This window comes from Microbacterium murale (genome assembly GCF_030815955.1).
Taxonomy (GTDB): Bacteria; Actinomycetota; Actinomycetes; order Actinomycetales; family Microbacteriaceae; genus Microbacterium; species Microbacterium murale_A.
The window spans coordinates 2,473,124-2,499,546 of record NZ_JAUSXK010000001.1 but is presented as its reverse complement, the minus strand read 5'-3'; the positions used below and the strand labels follow the sequence as shown (position 1 = coordinate 2,499,546).

Below are 26,423 nucleotides of genomic sequence, written 5' to 3'. Positions count from 1 at the left end.
CCGAGTGCTGATCACCTTGTGAAAGCCGATAGACCGGTGATCGCGCGACCGACGATGAGCGAGTTCATCTCATGCGTGCCCTCGTAGGTGTATACCGCTTCAGCATCGGTGAAGTACCGGGCGAGGTCGTGGTCGACGCGGATGCCCTCGGCACCCGCGATCTCCCTACCCAGCGCGACGGTCTCGCGCACGCGATCGGCTGCCCAGGTCTTCGCCAGCGCAGCAACGGATTCGGTGAGTTCGCCGCGCGTCTTCAGGTCGGTCAGTCGTACCGCGAAAGCGAGAGTCGAAGTCGCGTTGCCCAGCATTCGCGTGAGTTTCTCTTGAATGAGTTGGAAGCCTGCGATCGGTCGCCCGAACTGGTGCCGAGCGAGCGCATAGCGAAGGGCTGCTTCGTAGGCGCCGATCTGCATGCCTGCCGCATTCCAGCCGATCACGTACCGCAGTTGGGCGAGGATGGCGGAGACGTCACTGAACGAATTGATGCGCTGCAGTCGATCCGACTCGGGCACCTGCACGTCGTCGATAGTGATGTCGCCGCTTCGCACCATGCGCAGCGCGATCTTGCCGCGGATGTCGGTGATGGTCACTCCGGGAGACTCCCTCGGCACGAGAAAAGCCTTCGCAGCGCCGTCTGCGGCGTCCTTCGCCACCACGAGCAGAACATCGGAGAGCGCGGCGTTGCCGATCCATCGCTTGCGCCCGGTGAGGTGCCAGGTTTCGCCGTCCCTCGTCGCTGTCGTCTCCATGCCGTTCGCGACATCCGACCCGTGGTCGGGTTCGGTGAGCGCGAAGCATCCGGTGAGTTCGAACGAGGGGATGCGCGGATCAAGACGCGCCACCTGCTCGGCTGATCCCCCCTCGCGCACGACGGTGCGGAACATGCCGACCTGTCCCCCGTACAGCGTCGCGATCGACGCGTCGAATCGCTGGAACTCGAAGTGTTTGAATCCCACGTATGCGGGACTCAGGCGACCGTCGGCGTCGAGCAGTGCGGGGTCGTCCTCCAGGTGCAGCGCGGCGAGTTCGCCCCGAAGGTGCGCAGGAGACTCACCTGCTTCCCACCAGTCGGCAAGGTGCGGACGCGCGCGCTTCTCGAGGAGGTCGCGCAACGCCTGGAGCTTCGCGCGCTCTGACAGCGTCAGCAGTTCATCGACGTAACCGAGCAGATCCGTCGGCGGGGCGACGGACATCAGCGCAGCCCGAGGAGGCGCACGGCATTGTCCTTGACGATGGCTTGGACTGCGGTATCCGGGAATTCGAGCTTCGCGAAATCGTCGAGCCAGCGATCGGGCGTCAGCGCGGGGAGATCCGAGCCGAACAGAGTCTTCCCGTTGAGATAGGTGCGCGCGGCGCGCACGAGGGACGGCGCGAAGTACTTCGCGGACCAGCCCGAGAGCTCGATCCACACGTTGCCCTTGTGCGTTGCCACGGAAAGCTGCTCATCCTGCCACGGAACGCTCGGGTGAGCCATGACGATCTGCATCTCGGGATGCCGCGCCGCAAGGTCATCGAGCAGCATCGGATTCGACAGGCCGAGACGGAAGCCCCACCCGCCGGCCAGCTGAGCGCCGGCACCGGTCTGCCCGGTGTGCACGATGATCGGCAGGCCCAGTTCTTCGATGGCGCCGAACAGCGGCGTGTACGCGGGGTCGGACGGATCGAACGCCTGCACGGTCGGGTGGAACTTGAAACCCCGCACACCGATCGCCGCCTGACGGCGTGCCTCCTCCACTGCGGCTTCGCCCTGCAGCGGGTCGACGCTGCCGAACGGGATGAGCACGTCGGAGTTGCGCGCGGCACCCTCCACGATCTCGTCGACGCTGTTCGGGGCATGGCCGAGGTTCGTCGTCGCATCGACCGTGAACACCACCGCACCCATCCGGCGCTCACGGTAGTACGCCGCGGTCGCATCGACATCGCGCGGCTTCTCGGTGCTCTTGAAGTACTTCGCGAGTGCCTCGGTGAGCGCGGGAGGTGATGCCGTGCGGCCGGTGGAGTCGACGGACACATGCACGTGCACATCGATCGCAGTCAACTTGTCCGGGTCGAATCCGGGGGTCGGGCTCATGCGTCCAGCTCCTGCAGTTCACGCATCGCGTCCTCTTTCACTCTGGCGAGTTCGATCTTGCCCGTGAGGGATCGGTCGAGGCTCGCGCGCACGAACAGGTGCCGCGGCTTCTTGAAACCGGCGAGACGCTCGCCGACGAACTCGAGCAGATCGGCGGGCTCGATCTCGGCTCCCTCAGCGGGTGAGACCATGGCACTCACAGCTTCGCCGAAACGCGGATGCGGCAACCCGAAGACGATCGCGTCGCCGACACTCGGATGGTCGAGCAGAACCTGCTCGACCTCGGTGGGGAACACCTTCTCGCCGCCCGTGTTCACCACCGCGGAGAGACGGCCGAGAAGATCGATCGTTCCGTCGCCGTTCGAGCGTGCCCAGTCTCCGGGAACGACGTAGCGCTGGCCACGGATCTGCAGGAACGTCTTCGCAGTCTTGACCGGGTCTCCGTAATAACCTTTCGGCAGCACTCCTCGAAAACCGAGGATGCCGAGGGCCCCCGCCTCGAGCGGGACTTCGTTGTGCTGCTCGTCGAGCAGCACCGCACCGGGGGTGAGCGCGAGACGCGCTGGCAGGTCATCGATGCTCTTCGTGATGCCGAACGCGAACGGGCCGCCTTCGCTTGATGCGAGCAGGTCGATGATCTCGAGGTCACCCAGGGAGTGCAGGCGGTGCTTCACGTCGTCGCTGAACCGCATGCCTGACGAGAAGATCCACCGAACGTGCGGGAGTCCGCCGTTCAGCTCCGCGATTTCAGAGAGCGGCAGCGCGAGCGCGTCACCAGCAACGATGAGCCGCGTCGCGCGGTGCTCGCTCATGAGGCGATAGGCCTCTGCGACGTCCATGCTCGGACGGGCGTGCAGCACGACCGTGCCGCCCAGAGCGAGGGTACCCATCGTCATCGATTGCGCGGTTCCATGCAGCATCGGACTCATCGGCAGAGTCACGACCTTCGGGGTTTCGGGATCGACGGCTATGGCGATCGCGTCTTCGAGAGTCTTCGGAGGTTCGATCCCGGTGACGCCCCAGGTGGATTGTCGCCGCGCTTCCAGCAGCGTGTCGAGATCCCACACCACTGCCTTCGGGGTGCCCGTCGTACCGCCGGTGTACAGCCGCAGGTCGGCGCCCGCTGGGGCCTCGGCGGGCATCGAGCCTCCGCCGGCGACGATGTCTTCGTAACGCACGGCGCCGGGTATCGTGGCGTCGTCGTTGTCGTCGATGACGACGATCGGGATGCCGAGCCCGGCAGTCGCCTCGATCGCGATCGCGGCGAACGATGCCGGGGCGACGAGCACCTTCGAGTCGGAGTCGATGAGGAGGGCACGCACCTCGCCGGCCGTGTAGCGGTAGTTCAGCGCGACGGGGGCGACACCGGTGGCCAGGCACGCCCAGGTGAAGGTCAGGAACTCCGGGCGGTTGTACAGGAGAGTCGCCGCGGCGTCGCCTGTCTGCAGCCCGCATTCCTCGATGAAGTAACGGGCCAGCGCGCTGGATTCGGTGCTGAACTGCGACCAGGTCATCTCGCTGTCCCGAGTGATGATCGCCGTGCGCTCTGGCAGCTCGCGTGCGATGCCCTGCCAGAGGTCCGAGTAGTGGATACGGGTCACTGGGCTTCCTCCGTACGGGATCGCGGGCCGGATGGTTGCGCCTGCGCGGCGAAGCGCTCGTGCCACGCCCTGTCGATGCCGGCGGCGCTCCACCCACCGTCGGAATACTCTTCGTCGAGCACCGTGGGGTGCGAGTACAGCGAAATCCTGTCTCCGCCGATGCCGATCGCCTGGCCGGTCACCGACTGCGACCTGTCCGAGGCGAGCCAGACGATGAGCGGCGCGACATCCTCGGGACTGCCCAGCCCCTTTTCGCGTCGGATCTCTCTCGGAATCGGCTCACCCGCGAGGTAGCGCTCGTACAGCTCGGAATACGCGGGGATCGTGCCGGTCATAGGTGACATGGCGACCGGAATGACGGCGTTGGCTGTGATGCCGGCGCGGGCGAGCTCGAGCGACCAGGTTCGTGCCATCGCCACCAGACCCGACTTCACGGCCGCGTAGTTGGTCTGACCGAACGATCCGAGTTGCCCGGCGGGCGAGCCGATCACGATCAGACGCCCTCCCTCGCCTTGTTCGCGCATCCGGATGGCGGCGGCGCGACCTGTGGTGAACGTGCCACGCAGGTGGGTCGCGACCACCGCGTCGAAGTCGTCGTCGGACATCTTCCACAGCACGCGGTCGCGCAGCACGCCCGCGTTGGCGACGAGCACATCCAGCCGTCCGAACGCCGTGACGGCGTCCTCAACCAGCTGCTCAGCGGTCTCGGCCGACCCGACGGGGCCGATCGATACGACCGCGGTGCCGCCGCGGTCTGTGATCTCGGCCACGGCATCGGCCGCGGATGCTGCGTCGACGTCGTTGACGACAACAGCTGCGCCCGCTTCGGCGAGAGCTATCGCATAGGCACGCCCGAGGCTCCGGCCCGCGCCCGTCACGATCGCGACCCGGCCGTCGAGCCGGATATCGGCGGCGGCGTTCACGCGGCTCACCGGTAGTGCCTGAGCACTAGTTCGGCAACCACTGCCGGCTTGGACGCGCCCTCCACCTCGAAGGCGAGGGCGAGGGTCACCTGCCAGCCCCCCGGTACCTCTTCAACCTGTGCGACCGTGCCGCGCACGCGGATGTTCGCGCCCGACGGTACGGCGGTGGGGAATCTGATCTTGTTGAAACCGTAGACGATGCCAGTCGTCGTTCCCGTGACCCGGTAGATCTCCCGCAGGTGCGGAACCACCATCGTCAGAGTCAGCATCCCGTGAGCGATGCGTCCGCCGAACTGCGATCTCGCTGCGACTTCAGCATCGACGTGAATCGGGTTGTCATCGCCGGACAGCTGCGCGTAGAGATCGATGTCCTCCTGCGGGATGGCGCGCCACGTCGAGGGACCGAATTCGCGCCCGGTGACGTCGCCGACCTCATCGATCGTGGTGAACACGCGCGTCATCTCTGCGGCCGTGGAGGAGTTGTCTGTCATTTCCGGCTTCCTTACCTGAGGGGACTCTGGCCATCCTGCCGTGTCGGAGACGTCGCGACACGAAGCTTTTCGACCAGTGAAACCGGGACCGACGCCCCGACCGGGCGTATGCGAGATTGCTTGCACCCCGCAGGGTGGGTCCCCGCGGATACGAAGGAGTTGCACGCATGTCTGTCACGGTATCCAGCACGCACGAAGTCGATTCGGACGAGATCCGCACGGCGCTCGACTATTACTGGGACAACGAGTGGACCGATGGGCTGCCTGTCGTGCCGGTGACGGAGTCCTACCTCGCGGAGTTCCTCGCAACCGTCACGCGCGACCCGAACGAGGTGCTGTTCACCGTCGCCCACCTCAACCGCAGCATCACAGTGCGGCTCGCAGCGCTCAACGCTGCGCTCGCCGGATGCAGACCGGAGTACCTGCCTGTCGTGATCGCCGCGTGGGAGTCCGTCGCGAAAGAGCCGCACCCCGCCCGCGGCATCTGGCAGTCGACGACCGGTACCGCACCGTTCCTCGTCGTCAACGGTCCTGTCCGAGGCGAAATCGACATCAACAGCCGCGGCAACATCTTCGGCTCAGGGTTCCGATCGAACGCCACGATCGGGCGTGCCGTTCGCCTCGGCCTCATCAACGTATTCGGTCTCAACCCGCACGGACTCGACCAGGCCACGCAGGGAAACCCCTCCAAATACACCGCAGTCATAGGTGAGAACGAAGAACAGAGTCCGTGGCCGTCGTTCGCGCTCGAGCATGGGTTCGATGCTGACGACAGCGTTGCGACGATGTTCGTCATCCGCTCCGTCGTGCACATCGAGGCACGCCACACGATGGTTCCCGAGCAACTCGCCCTCGACTTCGTCGACACGATCTGTCGTACCGGCGCACTCATCCACGAGTACACGTCGACGTTGCTCGTGCTCGTGCCCGAGCACGCCGCGATGTTCGCGAACGCGGGCTGGAGCAAGGATGATCTGCGTGCATTCATCTTCGAGAACGCCGTCCGCGATCGCGAAGACCTGGCACGGGTGGGTAAAGAAGCACTGTCCAACAAGACTCGTTGGCGGCTGCCTGCCAACCACCCGGACTCGACGTCGGACACGGCGAGCAGCACCGATACGCCGGATCGGGTGCGGTTGCTCAGCCACCCCACGAACGTGCAGATCATCGTCGCGGGTGCCGACAATGCCGGAGTCTCGGCCGTCGTCGAGGTCTTCACGCTCAACCCGCCTCGCGCGATCCCGTTCTCGTCCACCAAGATCGAGGCGTAACAGGACCTCGCGACACGGCCCGAGGAGGAGCGATGAAGCTCACGGATGAAGAGAGCTCGATGCGCGACGGCGTGGAGGGCGACGCCGTCGCGGCCGCGATGGACCTGCTCATCCGCTACGGTGACGCCCTCGGAGCAGAGCGTCTCGTGGATACGCGCAATGTGGCGGGAACGATGACCCAGCCGTCGCCGGCGAAGGCCCAGCTGGTGCGCGAGAAGGGCTGGGCCAAGGCATACGCCGTCATCAATCTCGACAGCGACGACGACTTCGAGATCCCTCGCATGAAAGTGCCCACGTGCCAGCTGCAGCACGGTTTCTCGGACGACGCGGACGGGCTGACGAGCTATTCGAAGCAGTCGATCGAACTGCAGGCCGACGCGGAGTCCTACTACTCGGAGCGCGGCGTCAACGTTCTGGCCACGTGCACTCCCTACCAGGTGGGCAACCTCCCCGTGCGTGGCGAACACGTCGCGTGGATGGAGTCCTCGGCCGTCGTATACGCGAATTCGGTTCTCGGTGCGCGGACCAACTGCGAAGGCGGCGCCTCCACCGGGGCCGCGGCACTCACGGGCAAGATTCCGTACTGGGGCAATCACCTCACCGAGAATCGCTATGCGACACATCTTCTCCAGGCCGACACGAGCATAGACACCTTCCAGGAGTGGGGGCTCCTGGGCTACTACGTCGGCGAAGTCGTGCAAGAAGCGCGGCCGGCGATCGTCGGGTCCTTGGCTCAGCCCGACCTCGCCGACCTCAAGCACTTCGGAGCCGCAACCGCGACATCCGGCGGAGTCGAGATCTACCACATCCCAGGAATCACCCCTGAAGCTCCCACACTCGAGGCCGCGTTCGGTGGAGGAACGGTGCCGGAGGCGATCCGCTACGGCGATGCCGAGCGACGCTGGGCGTACGAGACGCTGAACGCGCAAGGCGACAGTGATGACGTCGATTTCATTCTGCTCGGCTGCCCGCATGCCTCACTCGACCAGGTCGCGCAGGTCGCCCATCTGCTCGAGGGACGGCGGCTTCACGAAGGAACCGAACTCTGGGTCATGACACCGCGGGCCCTGCGCACGATGGCAGACCGCAACGGATACACGCAGACGATCATGCGCGCCGGCGGCAAGGTGCTGACCGACTCCTGCCCGGCGATGTCGCGTGCGGCACCTCCTGGCACGCGCGTGTTCGCAACAGACTCAGCCAAGCAGGCCCACTACCTGCCGGCGATTCTCGGCATCGAAGCCTGGTTCGGCACACTCGACGAGTGCGTGGATGCCGCCATCACCGGCCGGTGGCGTGGGGAGCTCGCATGACGGTGGAACTGCGCGGCCGCGGAATCGTGCCCGGTGTCGTCGAGGCGGAAGCGCTCGTCACACACGACCCGATCTCAGGATTCGGCGGGATCGATGTGGCGACCGGCACGGTGATCGAACCGCGGCACGAGCTGTTCGGCGTGTGCTTCACGGGCAAGGTCCTCGTGTTCCCTGGGGCGAAGGGCTCATCGGGTTGGTCGGGCTTCTTCCAGTCGACGCGGCTCATGGGCACCGCCCCTGCCGCGATGGTCTTCAACGTCGTCACGACCAAGGCCGTACTGGGGGCGATCGTCACCCGGGTGCCCACGGTCGTCGAGGCTGCACCGAATCCGCTTGACGTGGTTCGCACCGGGGACCTGCTGCGTGTCGACGGGAACACCGGTGTCGTAACAGTGCTTCAATGATCTGCGCGGTCATCAGTTTCGCCGACTGATTTCATCCAGTAAAAAGACGTGTTTCCTTCGCGAAGCATGGTCGGCAGACTGATCCGACCGACCGCAGAGTTGCGGACAGGACGATCCGACACAGGAGTCGAAAATGCCCATAGCAGCGCAGAAACACAGCCCCTGGTCCTCCCGCTCGCGCCTTCGGGCAGCGGCAGCCGTGCTTATCGCGGCATCGCTCGCGCTGACCGGGTGCGCGGGTGCAGACAGCGCACCCGCGACAGAGGGAGGGGAAGCCCCGGCGCAACTCGACAAGATCGTGGTGGTGTCGTTCCTCCCGCTCCAGTCGTTCACGTTCACACCCGAGATGTACGCATACTCCGCCGGAATATTCGAAGAGCACGGTCTCGACGTTCAACTGCAACCGGTGCAGGGCACCTCTGCGGCGATCCAGACCTTGCTCGGCGGTGCCACACCGATCACCCGGGTGAGTACCGTCGACGTCCTGCCCGGAATGGAATCGGGTCAGCCCATCGTGGGCGTCGGCACGATGGCATACCGCAGCAATCTGCGCGTCATTTCAACCAAGGAGAACCCGATCGAGTCCGCAGAGGACATGGAAGGCAAAGTGATCGGCCTCGGTTCGGTCGGCGGTACGAGCGAGAAGATGCTCAACTTCGCCCTCGACGACGCCGACGTACCGCGTGATTCGGTCACCCGACAGGCGGTGCCGGTGACGGCGGCCACATACGAGCTGGTGAAGCAGGGGCAGCTCGACGGCTACGTCGTCAGCCTCGACACATCGATCGGCATCGTCGAGCAGAATGAGGATGCCGTCTCCAGCCCCGCGGGTCTGGTCGACGCTCCAGAGCGCCAGGTCTGGATCACGACGAAGTCGAATCTTGAAGACCCCGGCCAGGTCGAAGACATCGAACGCTTCCTCGCTGCGATCAAGGAAGCGACACAGGAGCTCATCGACGATCGGGAGAATGACTTCGCGAATGTGCTGGCCACCCTGCGCGACAGCGGTGACTGGGACTTCGCAGCCTTGAAAGACGACGCGATCGCGGTTCAGGCTCTCGAGACCTACACGACCGAGACGTGGATCGACTCGACGGGAACCGTCGGCCTGCTCGAGAACGATGACGACTACTGGACGGACATCTACGACGCGTACGTCGACGGCGGCCTGCTCGAGGGCGGTGGTGATCCGTCGGCCTGGATCACGAGCGACCTGCTTCCGGCCAACTGACCTCGACCCATCCCGGGTGTGGCCCCGCGCATGCGGTGGGGCCACACCTTCTCCCTGACAACGAGAGGCGACGATGCCCATCATGAGCACACAGACTCCGACACCGCCTGCACCCACCACGGGCGCAACGGACGCTGTTCCCCGACTGCACATCCAAGGCCTCGGACGCGACTTCGCCACCAGGTCCGGTACCACCCACGCTGTCTCGGGCGTTGATCTGAGCATTCAGCGCGGTGAGTTCGTCGCACTGATCGGGCGGTCGGGGTGCGGCAAGACGACACTGCTGCGAATGATCGGTGGCCTGCTCGCACCCAGTGCTGGAACGATCGAGGTCGACGGCAACAACCTGTGGCGGGGATCGACGGTGGACGAGTCGGCCATCACGAAGCTCGGCTTCGTCTTCCAGGAGAGCAACCTGTTCCCTTGGCTCTCGGTACTCGACAACATCGCTCTCCCGATGAAGCTGCGAGGCGCTGGCAAGCAGGATCGTCGGGCACGCGCCTCCGAGCTTGCAGAGCTCGTCGGCCTCGGTGGATTCGAGAAGTCGTACCCACGCGAACTCTCCGGCGGGATGCGCCAGCGAGCCGCGATCGCGCGCTCGCTGTCGACCGAACCAGATCTCCTCCTCATGGACGAGCCGTTCGGCGCATTGGACGCGCTCACCCGCGAGCGTATGAACCTCGAACTGCAGCGCATCGTGCTCGAGACCAAGTCGACAGTCGTCTTCGTCACCCATGACATCCCGGAGGCGGTGTTCCTCGCCGATCGAGTTGTGCACATGACGCCGCGACCGGGTCGAGTGCGCCAAGTGCTGCCGGTCGTCGAGCCGAAACCGCGCACGGTCGACTCCACGACGACACCGGAATTCAACGAGATCGTGCGGAACCTCCGCCACGACATTGACGAGGAGAACTGATGAGCCGCCAGAAGGTCATGCGTGTCCTGCCCTGGGTCGTGACGCCCGTGCTCGTCGTGGTCATAGTCGTCATCTGGCAGCTCGTCGTCTCCATCGGGCAGGTGAACCCGTTCCTGTTCCCGCCTCCGGGTGCAGTCGGCGAAAAATTCATGGGGTTGTTCTCGGCCCCCGACATCTGGTCCCACACCCTCACCACACTCTCCGAGATCCTCATCGGCTTCGCGATCGCGGTGGTCACGGGTGTCGTCGTCGGCGTTCTGCTCGGCAAGCTGCCATGGCTCGAGGCGAGCGTCCGCCCCCTCATCGTGATCACCCAGGTGGCGCCGAAGGTCGCGTTCATCCCGCTGTTCGTGATCTGGTTCGGATTCGGAATCACCTCGAAGATCTGGCTTTCCGCGCTTCTGGCGTTCTTTCCCATCATGCTCAACATGCTTCTGGGCGTGCGTTCGGTCGAGCAGGGACAGCGCGAGGTGATGAAGAGCCTGAACGCGACGCGATGGCAGACGCTTCTGCAGCTCGAGATGCGAAGCGTTCAGCCTTATCTGTTCGCCGGCATGGAGGTGGGCATCGTGCTCGCAACAACGGGTGCGATCGTCGGCGAGTACATCGCAGGTAGTCAGGGACTCGGTTTCCTCGTCGTTTCGAGCATGAACCAACTCGATGCGGCGCTCACATTCGCGCTCATCCTCTGGCTGTCGCTTCTCGGTCTCGTTCTTTACCTCATCGTCAATGAGCTGAAACGATTCTTCATCCCCTGGCACGAGTCCGTTTACGGACTGCGCGACACGATGGCGTGACCGGACCTCGCCTCACAGCTCGAGAGGTCGTTCATGGATGAACCTGTGGCAGCGCGTCCCCCATCGTCGCGTCGCGCGGGCTGGGCACCGCATGTCTCTAGAATGGTCCCGCTGGACGCAGAGCGTCCGCCAGAGGACGGGTGGGACATGCCGGACGACAGATCACGTGATCGGATTCAGAGCATTGAGCGCGGAGTGGAGGTCTTGCGGGCCTTCAACGGCCGGCAGGGTTCACTGAGTATCGCCGAGATCGCGGTGCGCGTCGATCTCGCACGACCGGTCGTGCGCCGCATCATGTTGACCTTCGCCCACCTCGGCTACGCAGAGTCGGCAGGCGGACTCTGGAGCCTCACCCCGCGCATTCTCGAGCTCGGTTCGGGCTACTTCGCGTCGTCGTCGTTGCCTGAGATCTCGTATGGCTACATGCTCGACGTCGTCGAGCGCACCGGGGAAACGTGCAGCATCGGCGTGCTCGACGGCATGGACGTCATCCACATCGCTCGAGTCGAAGACCGCCGGCCCCTGCCTGATTCGGTGCGCATCGGTCAACGACTCCCCGCGCACGCGACGGCGATCGGCAAGGTGCTGCTCGCCCAGCTTCCGGATGCCGAGCTCGACATGATTCTCGCCACGCACCCGCTCGAGAGACTCACCCCCGCAACAGTGACGGATGCGGACGGATTGCGTGCGCGCATAGACCTCGTACGCGGGCGCGGCTACGACATCTCGATCGAAGAACTGCATCCCGGCCGGGTTGCCGTCGCTGTGCCGATTCTCGTCGGCGATCGCGCCGTCGGCGGACTCGGCGTGTCGTCGACGACGGTGCGCGAGACCCCAGAGAGCCTGCGCGACATCGTGCTGCCGCGCCTGCTCTCGGCGGCAATCGAGATCGCGAGCGCGTACCGGAATGCCAACCCGCAACTGTTCCGGGCGAGCGAGCGGTGAACCGCCACCGCCGGCGCTCAGGCGACGGCGACGGTGATCCCCTCGGGGAGCCGGGTCCCCAAGTACGCACCCTCGGTCACGAGACGCTTCTGCAGCGCCGGAACGTCGACACCCGAACCCGTGCCGTCCCCCGCGAGTGCGAGGTCGGCCGCGGTGCCCGCTGCCTGACCCATGACGAAGCACGGGCCGGTGACCCGACCGGATGATTGGCCGCCCTGTGTCATCGAAGCTGCGCGTCCGGCGACGAGGAGGTTGCCGACGACCTGTGGCACCAGCATCCGATAGGGAAGCTGGTTGAACCCGCGCGAGTCAACCGGCGCGAACTTGAACGCGACGTCACCGACGACGTGCGCCTCGACGGGCCACCCGTTGACACCGATCGTGTCATCGAAGTCACGGCACTCCAGCACATCCTCTTGCGTGAGCTGATAGGAGCCGACGAGGCGCCGGGTCTCTCGGATGCCGATCGACGGGGCGATGTCGACGACGTACGAGTCCTGGAAGCCCGGAGTGACCTGTTTGATGAAGGCGAAGGTGTCCTTCACCTGCTGACGGCCCTGGAGCTCTCCTCGTGTCAACTGGTGCACGTTGGTGCCATCGACGGCTGAGCCGTCTTCGTTGGAGAGCTGCGTGAGGTTCGACCGCCACTCGAGAGGATTGCGCTGCGGGCGCACGATCGGTTTCTTACGTGGGAACGAGTGCGTACCGGTGGCTTCGGCTTCTTCCATGAGACGACGGACGGTCTTCCACGCTTCCCCCGCCTCGGCGGGGTGCACTCCGTTGATGCGGAACATGAGTGAGGGGTACATGAGGTGTTCACTCACTTCGAACGGCGCACCCGACCAGGCAGCGATGTCCGCATCGCCGGAGCCGTCGATGAAGAACCGGCCGCGCACCGCACCGCGTCCCGACTTCGATTCGATGATGACGGCGTCGATCGTGCTGTCGTCACGCATCGACACGTCGACGACGGAGGTGTGGAACAGGAGCTCGGTGCCCCCCGCCACAACGAGTTCGTCGGCAGCGATCTTGAGCGCGGAGATGTCGTACGAGAGGGCCTGGATCCGATCGTCGACCGATAGGTGCACATCGTTCAGGCCATCCATGACCCGCATCCGATCGAGCAGCTCATCGGCGTAGCCGTGCACCGACTGGAAGTCGGTGCCGTACGCGCGAGCGTGCATGCCGCAGAAGGTCGCGAGACCACCCATAGTGCCGGCACCGCCGAGAAAGCCGTACTTCTCGATGAGCAGGGTCGAGCGTCCGGCGCGCGAGGCGGCGGTCGCTGCCATGAGGCCGGCGGGGCCGCCGCCGATGACGACCACGTCGTACTCGCCGATGATGGGGATGTCGCGAGCGGGTTCGCGAAGGGTCCGCGGCTGCTCGGTGGCGCGGTTCGGGCCGGCTGTGTCGTTGCTGGTCATGCGATCTCCTTCGAAGGACACGGTCGGGCGCAGAGGACGGCGCCGCAGGACAGGGGCTGCACGAGCGCCTCGTACTGTTCGAGATACCCGCCACCCGTGTCACGATCTGCGGGCGGGACGTAATCAGGGCGGGCCGCGAGTTCGGCATCGTCGACCAGCAGATCGACAGCTCCTCGCTTGACGTCGATCTCGATCAGGTCGTCATCGCGCACACGACCGAGCGGTGAACCGGGACTCGCTGCTTCAGGAGAGACCTCGCCGACTGTCATGCCTTGGTTCACGAGGCCGGAGAACTGACCGTCAGTCACGAGCGCGACGCTCTGAGCGAGCCCGCGCGCGTGGAGCGCGAAGATGAACGCCGACGTCAGCCCGAGACCGGGTGCGCCGGTCACGCCGATGCCGCGGATGACCGCGACATCGCCTTCGCGTAGGCGTCCGCTGGAGATGCCTGCGATCGCCTCTTCACGGGTGCCGAAGACGCGAGCCGGGCCCCGGAAGACATGCGGCCCCGGATCGGGAACCGGTCGCTTGGCGACGGCGCCTCCTGGCGCCAGCGTGCCTTTGAGCACGCTGATCGCCGGATCAGTGCCGAACGGATCGTCGATCGACCGGATGACATCGCCGTCGGCAGGCTTGGCGAGCGCGGAGTTCTCGGCGATGGTCGCCCCCGAAACGGTGAGCTGAGCGCCGTCGAGCAGCGGTAGCAGCTCGCGGATGATCGTGGCGCCGCCTCCGGCGTCCTCGAACTCCTCCGTGAGTCGGGGGCCATTGGGTCGCACCGAACACAGCAGCGGGGTCTCACGGCCGAGCGACCGGTACATCTCCCATACGTCGACGTCGAGGCCGGATTCGATGGCGATCGCCTGCAGATGCTTGATGGTGTTCATTGAGCCGCCGATCGCGAGCATCGCGCGGGCGGCGTTGCGCACCGAGCCCTCGGTGATGATCTGCCGCGGGCGCACATCGTTGTCGATCAGCGCGGCGAGCGCCTGAGCGGAGCGCCGCACCGTGTCCCACATCGGAGCGCTCAAGGCTCGCACGGGAGCAGAGCGGGGCATCGCCATGCCGAGCGCCTCAGCAAGGATGTGCATCGAGTTGGCGGTTGCGAGACCCGCGCACACGCCGGGGCCGAGGATCGCGTCTTCGGCGAGCACCTCGAGCGCATCGGTCGACTCTCCCGTGACTGCAGCCTTCGAAGCGTGCAGGAAGATCTCTTCGATGTCGGCCTCACGGCCTTCGGCGAGACCGGAATGCTGGTAGCCGCAGGGGATGATGATCGTGGGGATGTCGAGGCGCCCCGCGGCCATGAGATGCGCGGGCGTCGTCTTGTCGCAGGAGGACAGACAGATCATCGCGTCGAGCTTCGCACCTTCGACAGCGGCTTCGATGTCATCGACTATCAGGTCGCGGCTCGGCAGGATGTAGCGGCCGGCACGGCCTGCGCTCGTCACGAAGTCGCTCGGCGCGGTCGTGCGGATCTCGAACGGAAGCAGTCCGGCGTCACGCAGCTCGACCTTGAGCCGCGCGGCGACGTCGTCGAGGTGCGAGAAACACGCGGCGAGCTCTGACGATGTGTTGACGATCGCGACCTTGGGCTTCTCCCAATCGGCTTTCGGAATACCGAGCGCCGTGTAGTGCGCGCGTCGCGCGATCGCGAGCGCCGACGTCGGCGGAAGGTTGCTGCGGAGCGTGGGCATCGTCGTCCTCTCGTCGCACCGATTAATCCGAAAGAGCAAGATCGATGCGAGGATGCCAGTGTACGCATTGCGGGCGCAAAGTCGCAATGCGTACATCTGACCAGGCCGAGGAGGTGCAGGTGCGATCACGCGGACAGTTCGATGGAGCAGGAGCCCCTCGACTCACGCATGGACTACTCGCCGTGCTCTGCGCGCTGATGACCCTCAACCCGATCGTCGCGAGCATGTATCTCCCAGCGCTCGGCATCATGGCCGACGACCTTGGTACGAGCATCGTCGGCGTTCAGATCAGCCTCACCGCGTTCTTCGCCGGCGTCGCGGTCGGCCAGCTCATCGTCGGGGCTCTCTCCGACAGCCTGGGTAGACGCCGCGTCCTGCTGCTTGCTTTCGCCGTGCTCACGGCAGCAAGCGTCTTCGTTGCTCTCGCTCCGACCCTCGAGCTGTTGATCGCGAGCCGCGTGCTGCAGGGCCTCGGGGCTGCGGCTGGCGTCGTTGTGGTGCGCGCGATCGTCGCCGATATCGGTGTCGGGCCGCAGATATCGCGCGCCTACAGCCTGCTCATGGGCACACTCGCGGCAGGGCCGCTGATCGCCTCGTTCTCGGGCACCGTATTGCTGCAGGTCTCGGGCTGGCGCTCGATCCTCGTCGGCACGGTCATCGCGAGCACGGCCTTTCTGGTGCTGGCGATCGTCGGTGTTCCAGAGAGTCTTCCACTGCACCGACGTGCCGCGTTCAGCGCCATCGGCATGGGCGCCATGTACGGGCGCTTGCTGCGCGACCCCGTCTACGTCGGGTTCCTTCTGACGATGGCTTTCATCTTCGCCGGTCTCACGATCTACGTGAACGCCTCGTCGTTCGTCGCGCAGGATGTGCTCGGCGTCGATGTGTGGGGCTTCTGGCTCATGTTCATGGCATACGGGCTCGCTGTCTTCGCGGGAGGGTGGATGAATGCCCCGCTCTCGACGCGGTACGGCCCGCGACGAATGCTGCTGATCGATCTTGCGGTGGCGATGGCGGCGTCCGCGCTGCTCGTCGTCGTGACGATCGTTGACGCCCTCAACGTGCCCGTCTACGTGTCGCTGATCGCTATCGGCTGTGCGGGAGTCGCCGGCGTGATGGCGAATGCGACGACGCTCGCCCTGGGCCGCACGCCGTTCGCCGCAGGATCGGGTGCTGCGTTGATGGGGTGCATCCAGTTCGCGTTCGGTGCGTTCGCGGGCCCGATCGGAGGGTTCGCGGGACCGCATACGGCGCTGCCGATGACGGTCGGGATGCTCGCGTGCTTCGTGCTGAGCTTCGCTGCGAGCCGGTTCGCGCGGTTTCATGAAGGTCGTGCTCCGCGCAGTCTTCCGGCAGATGAAAACCCTCCTGCGGCACCCCTCGGCGGTGGGGCACTGTAGAAGTCGGCGGTCCACGACGGGTCGCGGCGATACACGGAGGAACCGGATGACCACCTCGATGCGCGAAGCACTTCTCGACCCGACCGGCGCAGCCGAGGGCGCGAACGACAGCACGCTTTCTCCGCGCCCGGTGACGCTGAAGGGGCTCACCGTCGGGCTACTCGACAACACGAAGCCGAACTCGACATTGCTGCTCGACGAGATCGCAGCCGACCTCAAGCGCGACTACGGCATCGGCGAGATCAAGCACTACGTCAAGGACTACTTCGGCACGCCGGTCAAGGACGAACTCTTCCGGCAGATCGTCTCCGAGGTCGATATCGTCATCACCGCGGTCGGCGACTGCGGCTCATGCAGTGCGGCGACCGTGGCAGACGGCATCCTGTTCGAGCGCGCCGGCATCCCCACCGTGAGCATCACGTCCGACTCTTTCGCCATGTCAGGTCAGGCGATGGCCGATGTGCAGGGCTTCCCAGGGTTCCAGTTCGTCATGGTGCAGCACCCCGTCGCGAGCCTGGACGTGGAGCACATCCGCGGACGGGCCGACCAAGCCGTGCCGGATGCTCTGCGCATCCTCGGCGTCACCGAAATCGTCTGACTACCGACATTCGAGAACCAAGGAGATCATCATGAGTACGACCGTATCCGTAGACCACGCCCTCGCTTCGTTTCGCGAGATGATGGCGACGGATGGCTACCTGCTCACTTGGTCGGAGGTCGGGGGCGACAAGGTCGTCGTCAAGATCGATGCGAGCGACGGCGCGTGCGAGGACTGCCTCGTGCCCCTGCCGGTCATGACCAGCATCATGGCGAAAGCGCTCGACCCGACCGGCTACGAACTCGACCACGTCGAACTCCCCGGGAGCCATTGAGCGCCAAGAGCTCACCAAGACGACTGGGCGCTGACCGGCCTCGCGCGACTGCACCCGATGCACACCTCAGGCTGACCGTGGCCCACCGATAGGAGACGTGCTGACGTGCACACGGACGAGACGACTGCGTTGCCCACGACGATGAAGGCCGCAGTTCTAAGAACTGATCGCCCCGAACTCGAGATCGTGCGGATCGCAGTACCGACGCCACAGGCAGGCGAGGCACTTGTGAAGGTCACCGCCTGCGGCGTATGTCACACCGACCTTCACGTCATCAAGGGCGAAGTCGCCTTTCCGCGTCCAGCGGTCCTGGGCCACGAGATCAGCGGCACCGTGGTGTCGTTCGGCGGGGGCACCGCTGACACCAATGGACTGAGCGCGGGCGATGCAGTCGTGGGCGCCTTCATCATGCCCTGTACCGAATGCGATGACTGCGCGCGCGGTCGCGATGACCTCTGTGCGAACTTCTTCGGCCAGAATCGCCTGCGCGGAACCCTCTACGACGGCACCAGCCGGCTCGCCCTTCCCGACGGCTCGTTCCTGGCCATGTACTCCATGGGCGGCCTGGCTGAATACTCCGTGGTTCCCATCTCCGCACTCACCAGACTCGCCGACGGACTTGACCCGGTGTCATCCGCGATCCTCGGCTGCGCCGCATTCACGTCCTACGGCGCCGTCCACCGTGCCGGGCACGTCGAGCGGGGCGAGTCCGTTGCGATCACCGCCGTCGGCGGCGTCGGCAGCGGGGTGTTGCAGATCGCCAAGGCCGCCGGAGCCAACCCGATCATCGCTATCGACGTATCGGACGAGAAGCTCGAAGCGGCCCTCCGACTCGGCGCGACCCATACCGTGAACTCGCGCAGCGTCGACGTGAGAACAGAGGTCCGCACCCTGACCGACGGACGCGGTGTCGACGTCTCGTTCGAAGCCCTCGGGCACCCGGCAACCTTCCGTCAAGCGATCGACATCCTCGCCGACGGCGGCCGCATGGTCGCGATCGGCATCGCCGCCGGCACCGCGACCGCCGAGATCGAGATCACACCGCTGGTGCGGCGCGGCTACACGGTGACCGGATCGTTCGGTGCACGCACCCGCGTGGACCTGCCTGCGGTGGTCCAGTTGGCCGTCGATGGGCACTTCGATGCCGAGGGGGTCGTCACGCGGCACTACACACTCGATGACGCCGACGCCGCTTACCGGGCTCTCGCGCTCGGCGAGATCACGGGCCGCGCCGTCGTTGTCATGGACTGATCACATCATCACCGAGAAGCAGAGGTTCCGATGACCAACCGCATTCCCCACTGGATCGATGGTGCACGCGTCGACACGCCCGACCGCCGTACGAGCGCGGTGTTCGATCCCGCCACCGGCGTACAGAGCGGATCCGTCGTGCTGGCCGAGACCGCCGACGTCGACGCGGCCGTCCGTGCGGCAGCCCTGGCATTCCCCGCCTGGCGCGATCTTTCGATCGCGGGACGGCAGACGATCCTGTTCCGGTTTCGTGAGCTGCTGGATGCACGCAAAGGCGAGCTTGCCGAGATCATCACCGCCGAGCACGGCAAGGTGGTCTCGGATGCTCTCGGTGAGATCGCCCGCGGCCAGGAAGTCGTTGAGTTCGCACTCGGCTTCCCCGAAGCGCTCAAGGGCGACTACTCGCTGAATGCCTCGACAGGCGTCGACGTCTACTCTTTCCGCCAGCCGATCGGCATCGCGGCGATCATCAGCCCGTTCAACTTCCCGGCAATGGTGCCGATGTGGTTCTTCCCCGTGGCCCTCGCGTCCGGCAACACCGTCATCCTCAAACCGAGCGAGAAGGACCCCTCCGCCGCACTCTGGCTCGCCGCGCTGCTGCACGAGGCCGGCCTGCCAGCCGGCGTCTTCAACGTGGTGCAGGGCGACAAGGTGGCCGTAGATGCTCTGCTCGAGCATCCCGAAGTCGCATCGATCTCGTTCGTCGGCTCCACGCCGATCGCGCGCTACATCTACGAGACCGCAGCCGGCCACGGCAAGCGTGTTCAAGCCCTGGGCGGAGCGAAGAACCACATGCTGGTGCTCCCCGATGCCGACCTCGACCAGGTCGCCGACGCAGCGGTCAACGCCGGCTTCGGATCGGCGGGAGAGCGCTGCATGGCAATCTCGGTCGCCGTCGTTGTCGAAGCGGTCGCAGACGACCTCATCGAGAAGGTGACCTCGCGGATGCGTCCTCTGCGCATCGGCGACGGCCGTCGCGACTGCGACATGGGACCGCTGGTGACGCGGGAACATCGCGACCGGGTGGCGTCATACATCGACATCGCTGCAGCGGACGGCGCCGAGGTGGTCGTGGACGGCCGCGAGGTCGAACCCGATGGAGACCCGAACGGATTCTGGCTCGGCCCCACGTTGCTCGATCGTGTGCCCACGACCTCTCGCGCATACACAGATGAAATCTTCGGTCCGGTGCTCTCGATCGTGCGCGTCGACAGTTATGAGACAGGCGTCGAGCTGATCAACGCCAGCGCCTTCGGCAACGGCGCAGCGATCTTCACGAACGACGGCGGTGCCGCTCGTCGGTTCCAGTACGAGATCGAGGCCGGCATGATCGGGGTGAACGTGCCCATCCCCGTGCCGGTGGCCTACCATTCCTTCGGCGGTTGGAAGGCATCCGCCTTCGGCGACACGAAGGCGTATGGTCGCGAGGGTTTCCGCTTCTTCACCCGAGAGAAGGCCGTCACCACGCGTTGGCCCGATCCGAGCCACGGCGGCATCAACCTCGGCTTCCCGCAGAACGCCTAGATCCACATCGCCATCGTCCTCGGCGGTTCGACGCTTGAGTGCTTCGTCGTCACGTTCTGATCACGGCCGTCACCCGCGCCGGCCGACGGCCGCGGGCTGAACACGGCGCTGCCACGGCAGCACCAAAGGTGTGACCAGGCGGAACGCCAGGTTGATCAGCAGGCCGAGCAGCCCCACGATCAGGATGCCCGCATAGACCTCCTCGACGGCGAACTGTTGACCCGCCCTGCGAATCGCGGCGCCCATCCCGAATTCGGCGCCGACGAACTCGGCGGCGATCAGCGTGATCAGGCAAGTCGCCATCCCGAGGCGCAACCCGTTCAGCAATCCCGGCGCGATCGCGGGGAACAAGAGACGCGTGAAGAAGCGGACACCTGTGGCGCCGAAGTTTCGCCCCGCCGCGATGAGATCTGTCGGCACGTCCCTGACCGTCCCGCGCGTGCTGATGATGATCTGGAAGAACGCGGTCGCGAATGCAGTGATGATGTAGGCCACCTCACCTCGCCCCACGATGATGATGAAAAGCGGAAGAAGCGCGATCTTCGGCAGCGGGTAGAGCGTATCCGTGATGGGACGGATGAGCATCTCAACGGTCCGCCACCTACCGGACGCGACACCGATTGCAACGCCGAGTACCGCCGCGAGGACGAAAGCCACCATGAGTCGCTGGATCGTCAGCACGAGGTCGAGACCGAGCCTCCCGTTCACGAGTTCGCCTGCCGCCGTCATGATGATCTCGCTCAGCGGGGGGAAGAATCGCGGGTCGAGCAGGCCTGCGCGTGTCACTGCCTCCCACAGCACGAGCAAGATGACGGGGATGGCCCAGGACTGCGCCCAGCGCCGAACTGCAGGGTTCATATCTGTGCTCCCTGCACGTCGCGACGCCATGGCAGCAACCGGTCGGCGACCGCATCGAACCCGACGGAACTGAGCAGTCCGATGACGGCGATGATCAGCAGCGCCACGTACATGTCGGTGACGCGGAGGATCTGCCAGTTCGACCAGAGGAACTGACCCAGCCCGTTCGGGGCACCGACCATCTCGATCGCGATCACGGCGATCAGCGTGAACCCGAGCGACACCCGAATGCCCGTGACGATCGAGGGCAGCGAGCCGGGTACGAGGATGCCGAAGAACTGCCGCACTCCGCGAGAGCCGTAGTTCTCCGCCACCTCGAGCAGCGTGCGATCGATGCTGCGCACGCCCGAGACCGTGTAGAGGATCATCACGATGAGGGGAGTCACGAGCGCGGTCAGGATGATCGCCATCTCGGTGCGGCCGAGCAGGAAGGTCAGGAACGGAAAGAACAGCACACCTGGGATGGGATAGAGGAACGCAAGCACCGTGTGAGTGCCGCGCTCCATCCACTGCGACGCGGTGATCACGATCCCGACGCCGACGCCCAGGACCACGGCGAGGACGATCGTGACGACGACGCGCAGAATCGTGGCGATGACGTCGCCCCCGAGCCCCGAATCGGGCTCGAATACGATCACGCTGCGCGCGATGATCTGCGTCGGAGGTGGGAAGAAGGTGGCCCGGATGATGCCGGCCTGACTCAGGAACTCCCACCCGATCAGGATGACGATCGGGCCGACGAACAGTGCCCACTTGTCGCGAAGGCCGCGCCAACTCACTTGTCATCCACCGCCATGGCCGCTTGCACTTCGTCGCGCAGGTGATTCCAGATGTCCTGGGACAGCGCCGCGAACTCCGGTGTGCCGCGCAGCTCGGGTGTGCGATCGGGACCGAAGTCGAGTTCTACGATGTCGCGGATCCGCCCAGGGCGTGCGGACATCAGCACCACACGGTCTGAGAGGAAGACTGCCTCGTCGATCGCGTGGGTGATGTAGAGCACGGTCGGCTTCGTCTGCTGGCGGAGCTCCAGGATCTGCTCCTGCAGCAGCGTCCGAGTCTGTGCGTCCAGAGCCCCCAGCGGCTCGTCCATGAGGAGCACTTCGGCGTCCTGAGCGAGCGCCCGAGCGATGCCGACGCGCTGCTTCATTCCTCCGGAGAGCTGATGCGGGAAGAAGTCGCCGAAGCGTGCCAGGCCGAGCCGCCCCAGCTGCTCATCGGCGATCTCGGCCGCCTCCTTCTTGGGCACGTTGCGGTTGCGGGGTCCGAACATGACGTTCTCGCGAACAGACATCCACGGGAAAAGAGCGTGCTCCTGGAACACCATCGCCGTCTTCGGGCGGTCGGGTTTGGTGCTTCGGATCTCGACATTTCCAGACGAGGGCTCGTGCAGGCCCGCCACGAGCCGCAGCAACGTCGACTTGCCGCAGCCCGAAGGACCAACGATCGAGACGAACTCGGCTTCCGCGATATCGAGCGAGACGCCCTCCAACGCGGTCACCTGCTCCTTCCCGGGGAACCGCTTGCTCACATCGGTGAGCCGGACTTTCGGTCGGGCCTGCACGGTCATCGACTCGCCCGCATCAGTTCTCGAGGGCTGCATCGCGCCAACTGAAGTCCCAGATGTCTTCCTCCGGGATGATCTCGTCGTAGTTCAACGACCCCTGCGCCATGAAGAACTCCTGGTAGCGCAGCAGGACGTCGAAGTCCACGTCGAGGTCAGCGGAGATGTGGTGCTGACGCGACGCGGCGACGGTCGCAGGATCCGCCCCCGTGTACTGCTCGACGAGGTCGAGCATCTCCGGCGTGTCCCAGCCGTTCGTGTCGAGGTCTTCGGCGGCCATCGCGTATGCGCGCATGAAGTCCTCAGCCACCTGTGGATTCTCTTCCGCCCAGTCGGTGTTGTAGATGATGCCGGTGAAGGGCAACGGATCTTCATCCGTGGGCGTCTCCCACGGGCGGTAGCCCGCTCCGTTCTCCTCGGCCTGCGTGGGGAACGGCTCCGACAGGATGCCCGCTGCAATGCCACCGTTGGCGAGTGCGGGCACCTGATCGGGAAAGGGGGATGTACTCGAGTGCGACATCGTCCATGGACAGCCCGCCGCGCTCCAGCGCGAAACCGAGCAGCGCCTCGGTGACGACGCCGGGCGCGTTCACGGCGAACGTCTGCCCCGCGAGCTGCGACATGTCATCTGCGACCGTGGCCGCCTCGTCCGAAGAGCTTGCCAGTTGAGACGAGACGATGAAGTAGTCCTCGATATAGCCCGAATGCATCGGGGCCACGTACCGCACAGGCAGGCCCTCGTCCACGGCGTTGTATGCGGCCGATCCGATGCCGGCGAACCCGGCGTCGTACTGGGCGGTCGCGACCCCGGTGATCGACTCGTTGCCGCTCGCGACCTCGACCAGCTCGACGTCGATACCGACCTCTTCCGCATACTTCTCGGCGGTCACGAAGAGCGGCAGCGACGATCCTGTCGCCAGATAGGCCACCCGGATCGTGCCGCCCTCGCCTCCGGCATCGTCGTTCTCGGATGCAGCGCCCTCCGGATCTGCTGCGCATCCCACGAGAACGAGTACGGCGGCAACACCCGTGACTACGAGCGCCCGGCGGGTACGGGTTGCTGTGCTGTGCATCATGATGAAACTCCCTTGTTTCGGTTGCGTACGTCTACTGGTGCCGTCGTTCCGGTGACCGTGACTAGTGCCCGTGCTCTCGGGCCATGAGCCAGGAAGCACGGCCGGTGATCTTCGCGTCGATCACCAGAGGGCGATCGCGATCCGACTCGAGCCAGGCCGATACGCCGCCGAGGTCATCGAGAGAGCGCACGGTGATCGCGTCGCAGCCATAGCCCCGTGCGATCGCCGCGATGTCGGTGTCAGGAAAACGCACGATCTCCTGCTCCTCTGGCGTGGAGTCCGGGAAGAGGTGGATCTCGGCACCGTAGGCGCTGTCGTTGAAAGCGATGATGACCACGCCGAGCCGCAGCCGAACGGCGGTTTCCAACTCCACAGCCCCCATCAGCAGAGACCCGTCACCAGTGCCGAGCACGGCCATCCGATCCGGACGCGCGACGGCAGCGCCGATGACACTCGCCAGGCCGAGGCCGATGGACTGGAAAGAGAGCGGGAGGACGTAACCCTCGTCGTCCGGCACTCGCAGATGCGCGCCCGGGTACGCGTTGACGTTTCCCCCGTCTACGACGACGACGCGTTCGTCCGGAAGGATCGCATCGAGTGCGTTGGTCAGCGCGGCCGGGTCGATGAACCCTGGTTCGTCGACCACCTCGACATCCTGGTCCGCCCAATAGCGCGCTGTGCGAATCCGATCGGCGACCTCGGGAGTGCGGTATCCGGCCTGTGTCGTCCCGGACGCCGCCAGCGCCGCGATCACGGCACGCGCGACGGCCCGGGTATCGCCGACGATGCCGAGGTCGACCAGACGGTGCTTGCCGATGGCGCCGACACGGTCGTCGACCTGGACGAGCGTCGCCTTCTCGAGCAAGGTTCCGCCGCGCGTTGTCCAGTCATTGAGCGCGACACCAAAGCCGACTATGAGGTCGGCATCGCGAACGAGCTCCGCTGCGCTGTCCGTCGCGAAGCCTCCGACGACATCGAGCGCCCACTCATCACCCTCGAAAACCCCGCGCGCGCCGCCCGACGCGATCAGCAGTGCGCCGGTCACCGCCGCAAGCTCACGCAGGTCGCGCTTCGCAATCCGGGACCCGCGACCTCCGATGATGACCGGACGGTGCGCACGTGCCATCATCTCGCCGAGTTCCGTCGCGTCACCGGTCAAGACGGTCGGCGTCGGAACTCGGAGATTCGACGCCGGCCGCGGACCCGGATACGCGATCTCCCGATCCTGGATGTCGATGGGCAACGAGAGCACGACAGTGGTGCGCTCGACCTGAGCGACCCGGAATGCTCGGGCCGCATCCGCGAGCGCGGTCTCGGCGGAGTGGATGCGCATGGGCGTGGCGCCGACGGCACGCACGGCGGCGTCCTGGTCGATGTGGAAGTTCGACGTGACATCGCCCACGGCCGTGTCGGCGGCGAGCACCAGGAGCGGCGTGTGGCACTTCGCGGCCTCGGTGATACCCGTCAATGCGTTCGTGAGCCCGCATCCCTGATGCAGGCTCAGCGCGCTGACATCGCCGGTGATGCGGGAGTACGCATCGGCCATGGACGCTGCACCGGCTTCGTGCCGGGCCGCGACATAGGTCGCACCGGAAGCGACGAGCGCGTTCGTCACCCGGTAGTTGCCGCTTCCGACCACTCCGAATACCTGCGATACACCCAACTCGGCGAGCATGCGGCCGAGAGAGTCGGCGACCTTCATCATCTGCGTCACTGCACTGATTCCGTTCCTCAGGTCATCGGCGACCTGACTCCACGGTAAATCTCTCGCAAAGGTGCGTCCAATGAATAATAGGTATCTGAATTATTCTCGGCGTGAATAATAGAGAGATGCTCGCGAACATCGACCTCAACCTCCTTCGGACATTCGTGGTGATCTATCGGGCTAAGAACCTGACGGCCGCCGCAGAGACCCTTCGGGTCTCGCAACCCGCTGTCAGCCACGCTCTCCGGCGACTGCGAACGCACTTCGGTGACCCGCTCTTCATCCGCACGGGCACGGGGGTCCGGCCCACCCGCCTCGCCACAGATCTGTACACCGAGATCAGCAGTCCGCTCTCGCGCATAGTCGCAATTTCCGAAGACGGCAATCGCTTCGATCCGGCGACGTCGCAGCGCCGGTTTCGCATCGCCCTCACCGACCTCGGCGAAGCGGGGCTCCTGCCGCGCATTCTGCTGGCCACGGGGCACGACGGCCCAGGAATCTCGATCGAAGTCGTCCCACTCGACATCGACACGGTCGCAGCGGAGGTGCTGTCGGGCGATATCGATGCAGCGATCACCAGTTCCCCGGTTGCGGGGCCGGTGAATCAGGAAGTCCTGTTTCAGGACCGGTACGCCTGCCTGGTGCCGTCTGACCTCGAGGACGACAACGGTCGGATTCGTGTCGATGATCTGCGCCGTCTGCCTGAGGCACGGGTCGGATCGTCGGCAGGCCACCGAGCGATCACCGAGGCGGTCACGACGCTGGGCGCAGGCGTTCTCTCGCGGACTCCGCACGTGGAGGTGCCCCGCTTCACCTCCCTGCCGTGGATCGTCGCGCGTTGCGGGTTCGTCGCGATCGTTCCGATCGATGCGTTCGCAGCGCTCGCTCTTCCCTCTGGCACGAAGCTGCTCGAACTGCCGTTCCCATCACCTACGACATCCATTCATCTCGTCTCGCACCGCGACTCGGATACGAACACGGCAACGGCCTGGTTCCTGAGCATCGTGCGCGCGACGCTTTCGGCGCAGCCACCGGCCTCGAGCGGATAGACGCGGGCCGTCCGTGACATCAAGCCGTCGAGTTCGCCTCGGA

26 protein-coding genes are annotated in these 26,423 nt (G+C 65.5%); 13 read left to right on the top strand and 13 right to left on the bottom strand.

Features of this window, described 5'->3' with window-relative positions:
• Positions 1–11: 11 nt before the first annotated feature.
• From QFZ46_RS12120 to QFZ46_RS12100, 5 genes are read right to left on the bottom strand one after another with little or no spacing between them, the layout of a single operon-like run.
• Complete coding sequence (locus tag QFZ46_RS12120) at positions 12–1,193, bottom strand: acyl-CoA dehydrogenase family protein (RefSeq protein WP_307361783.1); 1,182 nt, start codon at positions 1,191–1,193, stop codon at positions 12–14.
• Positions 1,193–2,071, bottom strand: coding sequence for an amidohydrolase family protein (locus tag QFZ46_RS12115; RefSeq protein ID WP_307361780.1), 879 nt, complete (start codon positions 2,069–2,071; stop codon positions 1,193–1,195). The genes QFZ46_RS12120 and QFZ46_RS12115 overlap by 1 nt, the downstream gene beginning before the upstream one ends.
• Positions 2,068–3,672 carry an AMP-binding protein gene (locus QFZ46_RS12110; RefSeq protein ID WP_307361779.1) on the bottom strand — a complete coding sequence of 535 codons (1,605 nt, stop codon included), beginning with the start codon at positions 3,670–3,672 and terminating at the stop codon, positions 2,068–2,070. Before QFZ46_RS12110 ends, QFZ46_RS12115 begins: the two co-directional genes overlap by 4 nt.
• Positions 3,669–4,604: an SDR family NAD(P)-dependent oxidoreductase gene (locus QFZ46_RS12105; RefSeq protein ID WP_307361777.1), complete on the bottom strand. Its 936-nt coding sequence runs from the start codon at positions 4,602–4,604 to the stop codon at positions 3,669–3,671. Before QFZ46_RS12105 ends, QFZ46_RS12110 begins: the two co-directional genes overlap by 4 nt.
• A complete protein-coding gene (locus tag QFZ46_RS12100) occupies positions 4,601–5,086 on the bottom strand; it encodes a MaoC family dehydratase (RefSeq protein ID WP_307361774.1) in 486 nt (161 codons plus the stop codon). The genes QFZ46_RS12105 and QFZ46_RS12100 overlap by 4 nt, the downstream gene beginning before the upstream one ends.
• Positions 5,087–5,253: 167 nt before the next feature.
• Here QFZ46_RS12100 and QFZ46_RS12095 point away from each other — a divergent pair, with 167 nt between their 5' ends.
• The 7 genes from QFZ46_RS12095 (at position 5,254) to QFZ46_RS12065 (ending at position 11,963) form a co-directional block, all read left to right on the top strand.
• Positions 5,254–6,357: a hypothetical protein gene (locus tag QFZ46_RS12095; RefSeq protein WP_307361772.1), complete on the top strand. Its 1,104-nt coding sequence runs from the start codon at positions 5,254–5,256 to the stop codon at positions 6,355–6,357.
• Between the two features lie 32 nt (positions 6,358–6,389).
• Positions 6,390–7,670 carry an aconitase X catalytic domain-containing protein gene (locus QFZ46_RS12090; RefSeq protein ID WP_307361770.1) on the top strand — a complete coding sequence of 427 codons (1,281 nt, stop codon included), beginning with the start codon at positions 6,390–6,392 and terminating at the stop codon, positions 7,668–7,670.
• The gene (locus tag QFZ46_RS12085) at positions 7,667–8,074 is read left to right on the top strand and encodes an aconitase X swivel domain-containing protein (protein ID WP_307361768.1); all 408 of its coding nucleotides are present in this window, start codon (positions 7,667–7,669) and stop codon (positions 8,072–8,074) included. The genes QFZ46_RS12090 and QFZ46_RS12085 overlap by 4 nt, the downstream gene beginning before the upstream one ends.
• A gap of 133 nt (positions 8,075–8,207) precedes the next feature.
• On the top strand, positions 8,208–9,305 hold the full coding sequence (locus QFZ46_RS12080) for an ABC transporter substrate-binding protein (protein WP_307361766.1): 1,098 nt from the start codon (positions 8,208–8,210) through the stop codon (positions 9,303–9,305).
• Between the two features lie 82 nt (positions 9,306–9,387).
• The gene (locus tag QFZ46_RS12075; protein ID WP_307361764.1) at positions 9,388–10,221 is read left to right on the top strand and encodes an ABC transporter ATP-binding protein; all 834 of its coding nucleotides are present in this window, start codon (positions 9,388–9,390) and stop codon (positions 10,219–10,221) included.
• Positions 10,221–11,018, top strand: a complete 798-nt coding sequence (locus QFZ46_RS12070; RefSeq protein ID WP_307361763.1) for an ABC transporter permease — start codon at positions 10,221–10,223, stop codon at positions 11,016–11,018. The genes QFZ46_RS12075 and QFZ46_RS12070 overlap by 1 nt, the downstream gene beginning before the upstream one ends.
• Before the next feature lie 33 nt (positions 11,019–11,051).
• Complete coding sequence (locus QFZ46_RS12065; protein ID WP_307361761.1) at positions 11,052–11,963, top strand: IclR family transcriptional regulator domain-containing protein; 912 nt, start codon at positions 11,052–11,054, stop codon at positions 11,961–11,963.
• A gap of 17 nt (positions 11,964–11,980) precedes the next feature.
• On the opposite strand, the gene QFZ46_RS12060 is transcribed toward QFZ46_RS12065, so the two are convergent.
• Both QFZ46_RS12060 and QFZ46_RS12055 read right to left on the bottom strand, forming a co-directional pair.
• The gene (locus QFZ46_RS12060) at positions 11,981–13,387 is read right to left on the bottom strand and encodes an FAD-dependent oxidoreductase (RefSeq protein WP_307361759.1); all 1,407 of its coding nucleotides are present in this window, start codon (positions 13,385–13,387) and stop codon (positions 11,981–11,983) included.
• A complete protein-coding gene (locus tag QFZ46_RS12055) occupies positions 13,384–15,084 on the bottom strand; it encodes a dihydroxy-acid dehydratase (RefSeq protein ID WP_307361757.1) in 1,701 nt (566 codons plus the stop codon). Before QFZ46_RS12055 ends, QFZ46_RS12060 begins: the two co-directional genes overlap by 4 nt.
• Before the next feature lie 86 nt (positions 15,085–15,170).
• On the opposite strand from QFZ46_RS12055, the gene QFZ46_RS12050 reads away from it, so the two are divergent.
• The 5 genes from QFZ46_RS12050 to QFZ46_RS12030 all read left to right on the top strand — a co-directional run bounded on the left by QFZ46_RS12050 (position 15,171) and on the right by QFZ46_RS12030 (position 20,131).
• Positions 15,171–16,484 carry a Bcr/CflA family efflux MFS transporter gene (locus QFZ46_RS12050; protein WP_307361754.1) on the top strand — a complete coding sequence of 438 codons (1,314 nt, stop codon included), beginning with the start codon at positions 15,171–15,173 and terminating at the stop codon, positions 16,482–16,484.
• A gap of 46 nt (positions 16,485–16,530) precedes the next feature.
• A complete protein-coding gene (locus QFZ46_RS12045) occupies positions 16,531–17,082 on the top strand; it encodes a UGSC family (seleno)protein (RefSeq protein ID WP_307361753.1) in 552 nt (183 codons plus the stop codon).
• A gap of 31 nt (positions 17,083–17,113) precedes the next feature.
• The gene (locus QFZ46_RS12040) at positions 17,114–17,356 is read left to right on the top strand and encodes a hypothetical protein (RefSeq protein ID WP_307361750.1); all 243 of its coding nucleotides are present in this window, start codon (positions 17,114–17,116) and stop codon (positions 17,354–17,356) included.
• A 105-nt stretch (positions 17,357–17,461) separates the two neighbouring features.
• Positions 17,462–18,607, top strand: coding sequence for a zinc-binding dehydrogenase (locus QFZ46_RS12035; protein ID WP_307361748.1), 1,146 nt, complete (start codon positions 17,462–17,464; stop codon positions 18,605–18,607).
• 30 nt (positions 18,608–18,637) lie between these two features.
• A complete protein-coding gene (locus QFZ46_RS12030; protein WP_307361747.1) occupies positions 18,638–20,131 on the top strand; it encodes a CoA-acylating methylmalonate-semialdehyde dehydrogenase in 1,494 nt (497 codons plus the stop codon).
• A gap of 69 nt (positions 20,132–20,200) precedes the next feature.
• Here the strand turns inward: QFZ46_RS12030 and QFZ46_RS12025 are convergent, their stop codons facing one another.
• From QFZ46_RS12025 to QFZ46_RS12000, 6 genes are all read right to left on the bottom strand, one after another.
• Entirely contained in the window at positions 20,201–20,989 is a 789-nt protein-coding gene (locus QFZ46_RS12025; protein WP_307361745.1) for an ABC transporter permease, read from the bottom strand.
• Positions 20,986–21,768, bottom strand: coding sequence for an ABC transporter permease (locus QFZ46_RS12020; protein ID WP_307361744.1), 783 nt, complete (start codon positions 21,766–21,768; stop codon positions 20,986–20,988). The genes QFZ46_RS12025 and QFZ46_RS12020 overlap by 4 nt, the downstream gene beginning before the upstream one ends.
• Positions 21,765–22,589: an ABC transporter ATP-binding protein gene (locus QFZ46_RS12015; RefSeq protein WP_307361741.1), complete on the bottom strand. Its 825-nt coding sequence runs from the start codon at positions 22,587–22,589 to the stop codon at positions 21,765–21,767. The genes QFZ46_RS12020 and QFZ46_RS12015 overlap by 4 nt, the downstream gene beginning before the upstream one ends.
• Positions 22,570–22,914 (bottom strand): hypothetical protein, encoded by a 345-nt coding sequence (locus QFZ46_RS12010; RefSeq protein WP_307361738.1) that lies wholly within the window; start codon positions 22,912–22,914, stop codon positions 22,570–22,572. Before QFZ46_RS12010 ends, QFZ46_RS12015 begins: the two co-directional genes overlap by 20 nt.
• 7 nt (positions 22,915–22,921) lie before the next feature.
• Positions 22,922–23,626, bottom strand: coding sequence for an ABC transporter substrate-binding protein (locus QFZ46_RS12005; protein WP_307361735.1), 705 nt, complete (start codon positions 23,624–23,626; stop codon positions 22,922–22,924).
• Between the two features lie 61 nt (positions 23,627–23,687).
• Positions 23,688–25,331 (bottom strand): thiamine pyrophosphate-binding protein, encoded by a 1,644-nt coding sequence (locus tag QFZ46_RS12000; protein ID WP_307364596.1) that lies wholly within the window; start codon positions 25,329–25,331, stop codon positions 23,688–23,690.
• 125 nt (positions 25,332–25,456) lie between these two features.
• Between QFZ46_RS12000 and QFZ46_RS11995 the strand changes: the two genes are divergently transcribed.
• Positions 25,457–26,380 carry a LysR family transcriptional regulator gene (locus tag QFZ46_RS11995; protein WP_307361732.1) on the top strand — a complete coding sequence of 308 codons (924 nt, stop codon included), beginning with the start codon at positions 25,457–25,459 and terminating at the stop codon, positions 26,378–26,380.
• Positions 26,381–26,423: the final 43 nt, after the last annotated feature.

Bases quoted from the DNA above. Each gene is read 5' to 3' on its own strand.
- QFZ46_RS12120 (WP_307361783.1), bottom strand. From the start codon at position 1,193: ATGTCCGTCGCCCCGCCGACGGATCTGCTCGGTTACGTCGATGAACTG.
- QFZ46_RS12115 (WP_307361780.1), bottom strand. From the start codon at position 2,071: ATGAGCCCGACCCCCGGATTCGACCCGGACAAGTTGACTGCGATCGAT.
- QFZ46_RS12100 (WP_307361774.1), bottom strand. From the start codon at position 5,086: ATGACAGACAACTCCTCCACGGCCGCAGAGATGACGCGCGTGTTCACC.
- QFZ46_RS12095 (WP_307361772.1), top strand. From the start codon at position 5,254: ATGTCTGTCACGGTATCCAGCACGCACGAAGTCGATTCGGACGAGATC.
- QFZ46_RS12090 (WP_307361770.1), top strand. From the start codon at position 6,390: ATGAAGCTCACGGATGAAGAGAGCTCGATGCGCGACGGCGTGGAGGGC.
- QFZ46_RS12085 (WP_307361768.1), top strand. From the start codon at position 7,667: ATGACGGTGGAACTGCGCGGCCGCGGAATCGTGCCCGGTGTCGTCGAG.
- QFZ46_RS12080 (WP_307361766.1), top strand. From the start codon at position 8,208: ATGCCCATAGCAGCGCAGAAACACAGCCCCTGGTCCTCCCGCTCGCGC.
- QFZ46_RS12075 (WP_307361764.1), top strand. From the start codon at position 9,388: ATGAGCACACAGACTCCGACACCGCCTGCACCCACCACGGGCGCAACG.
- QFZ46_RS12070 (WP_307361763.1), top strand. From the start codon at position 10,221: ATGAGCCGCCAGAAGGTCATGCGTGTCCTGCCCTGGGTCGTGACGCCC.
- QFZ46_RS12065 (WP_307361761.1), top strand. From the start codon at position 11,052: ATGGATGAACCTGTGGCAGCGCGTCCCCCATCGTCGCGTCGCGCGGGC.
- QFZ46_RS12060 (WP_307361759.1), bottom strand. From the start codon at position 13,387: ATGACCAGCAACGACACAGCCGGCCCGAACCGCGCCACCGAGCAGCCG.
- QFZ46_RS12055 (WP_307361757.1), bottom strand. From the start codon at position 15,084: ATGCCCACGCTCCGCAGCAACCTTCCGCCGACGTCGGCGCTCGCGATC.
- QFZ46_RS12050 (WP_307361754.1), top strand. From the start codon at position 15,171: ATGCGTACATCTGACCAGGCCGAGGAGGTGCAGGTGCGATCACGCGGA.
- QFZ46_RS12045 (WP_307361753.1), top strand. From the start codon at position 16,531: ATGACCACCTCGATGCGCGAAGCACTTCTCGACCCGACCGGCGCAGCC.
- QFZ46_RS12040 (WP_307361750.1), top strand. From the start codon at position 17,114: ATGAGTACGACCGTATCCGTAGACCACGCCCTCGCTTCGTTTCGCGAG.
- QFZ46_RS12030 (WP_307361747.1), top strand. From the start codon at position 18,638: ATGACCAACCGCATTCCCCACTGGATCGATGGTGCACGCGTCGACACG.
- QFZ46_RS12025 (WP_307361745.1), bottom strand. From the start codon at position 20,989: ATGAACCCTGCAGTTCGGCGCTGGGCGCAGTCCTGGGCCATCCCCGTC.
- QFZ46_RS12015 (WP_307361741.1), bottom strand. From the start codon at position 22,589: ATGCAGCCCTCGAGAACTGATGCGGGCGAGTCGATGACCGTGCAGGCC.
- QFZ46_RS12005 (WP_307361735.1), bottom strand. From the start codon at position 23,626: ATGATGCACAGCACAGCAACCCGTACCCGCCGGGCGCTCGTAGTCACG.
- QFZ46_RS12000 (WP_307364596.1), bottom strand. From the start codon at position 25,331: ATGATGAAGGTCGCCGACTCTCTCGGCCGCATGCTCGCCGAGTTGGGT.
- QFZ46_RS11995 (WP_307361732.1), top strand. From the start codon at position 25,457: ATGCTCGCGAACATCGACCTCAACCTCCTTCGGACATTCGTGGTGATC.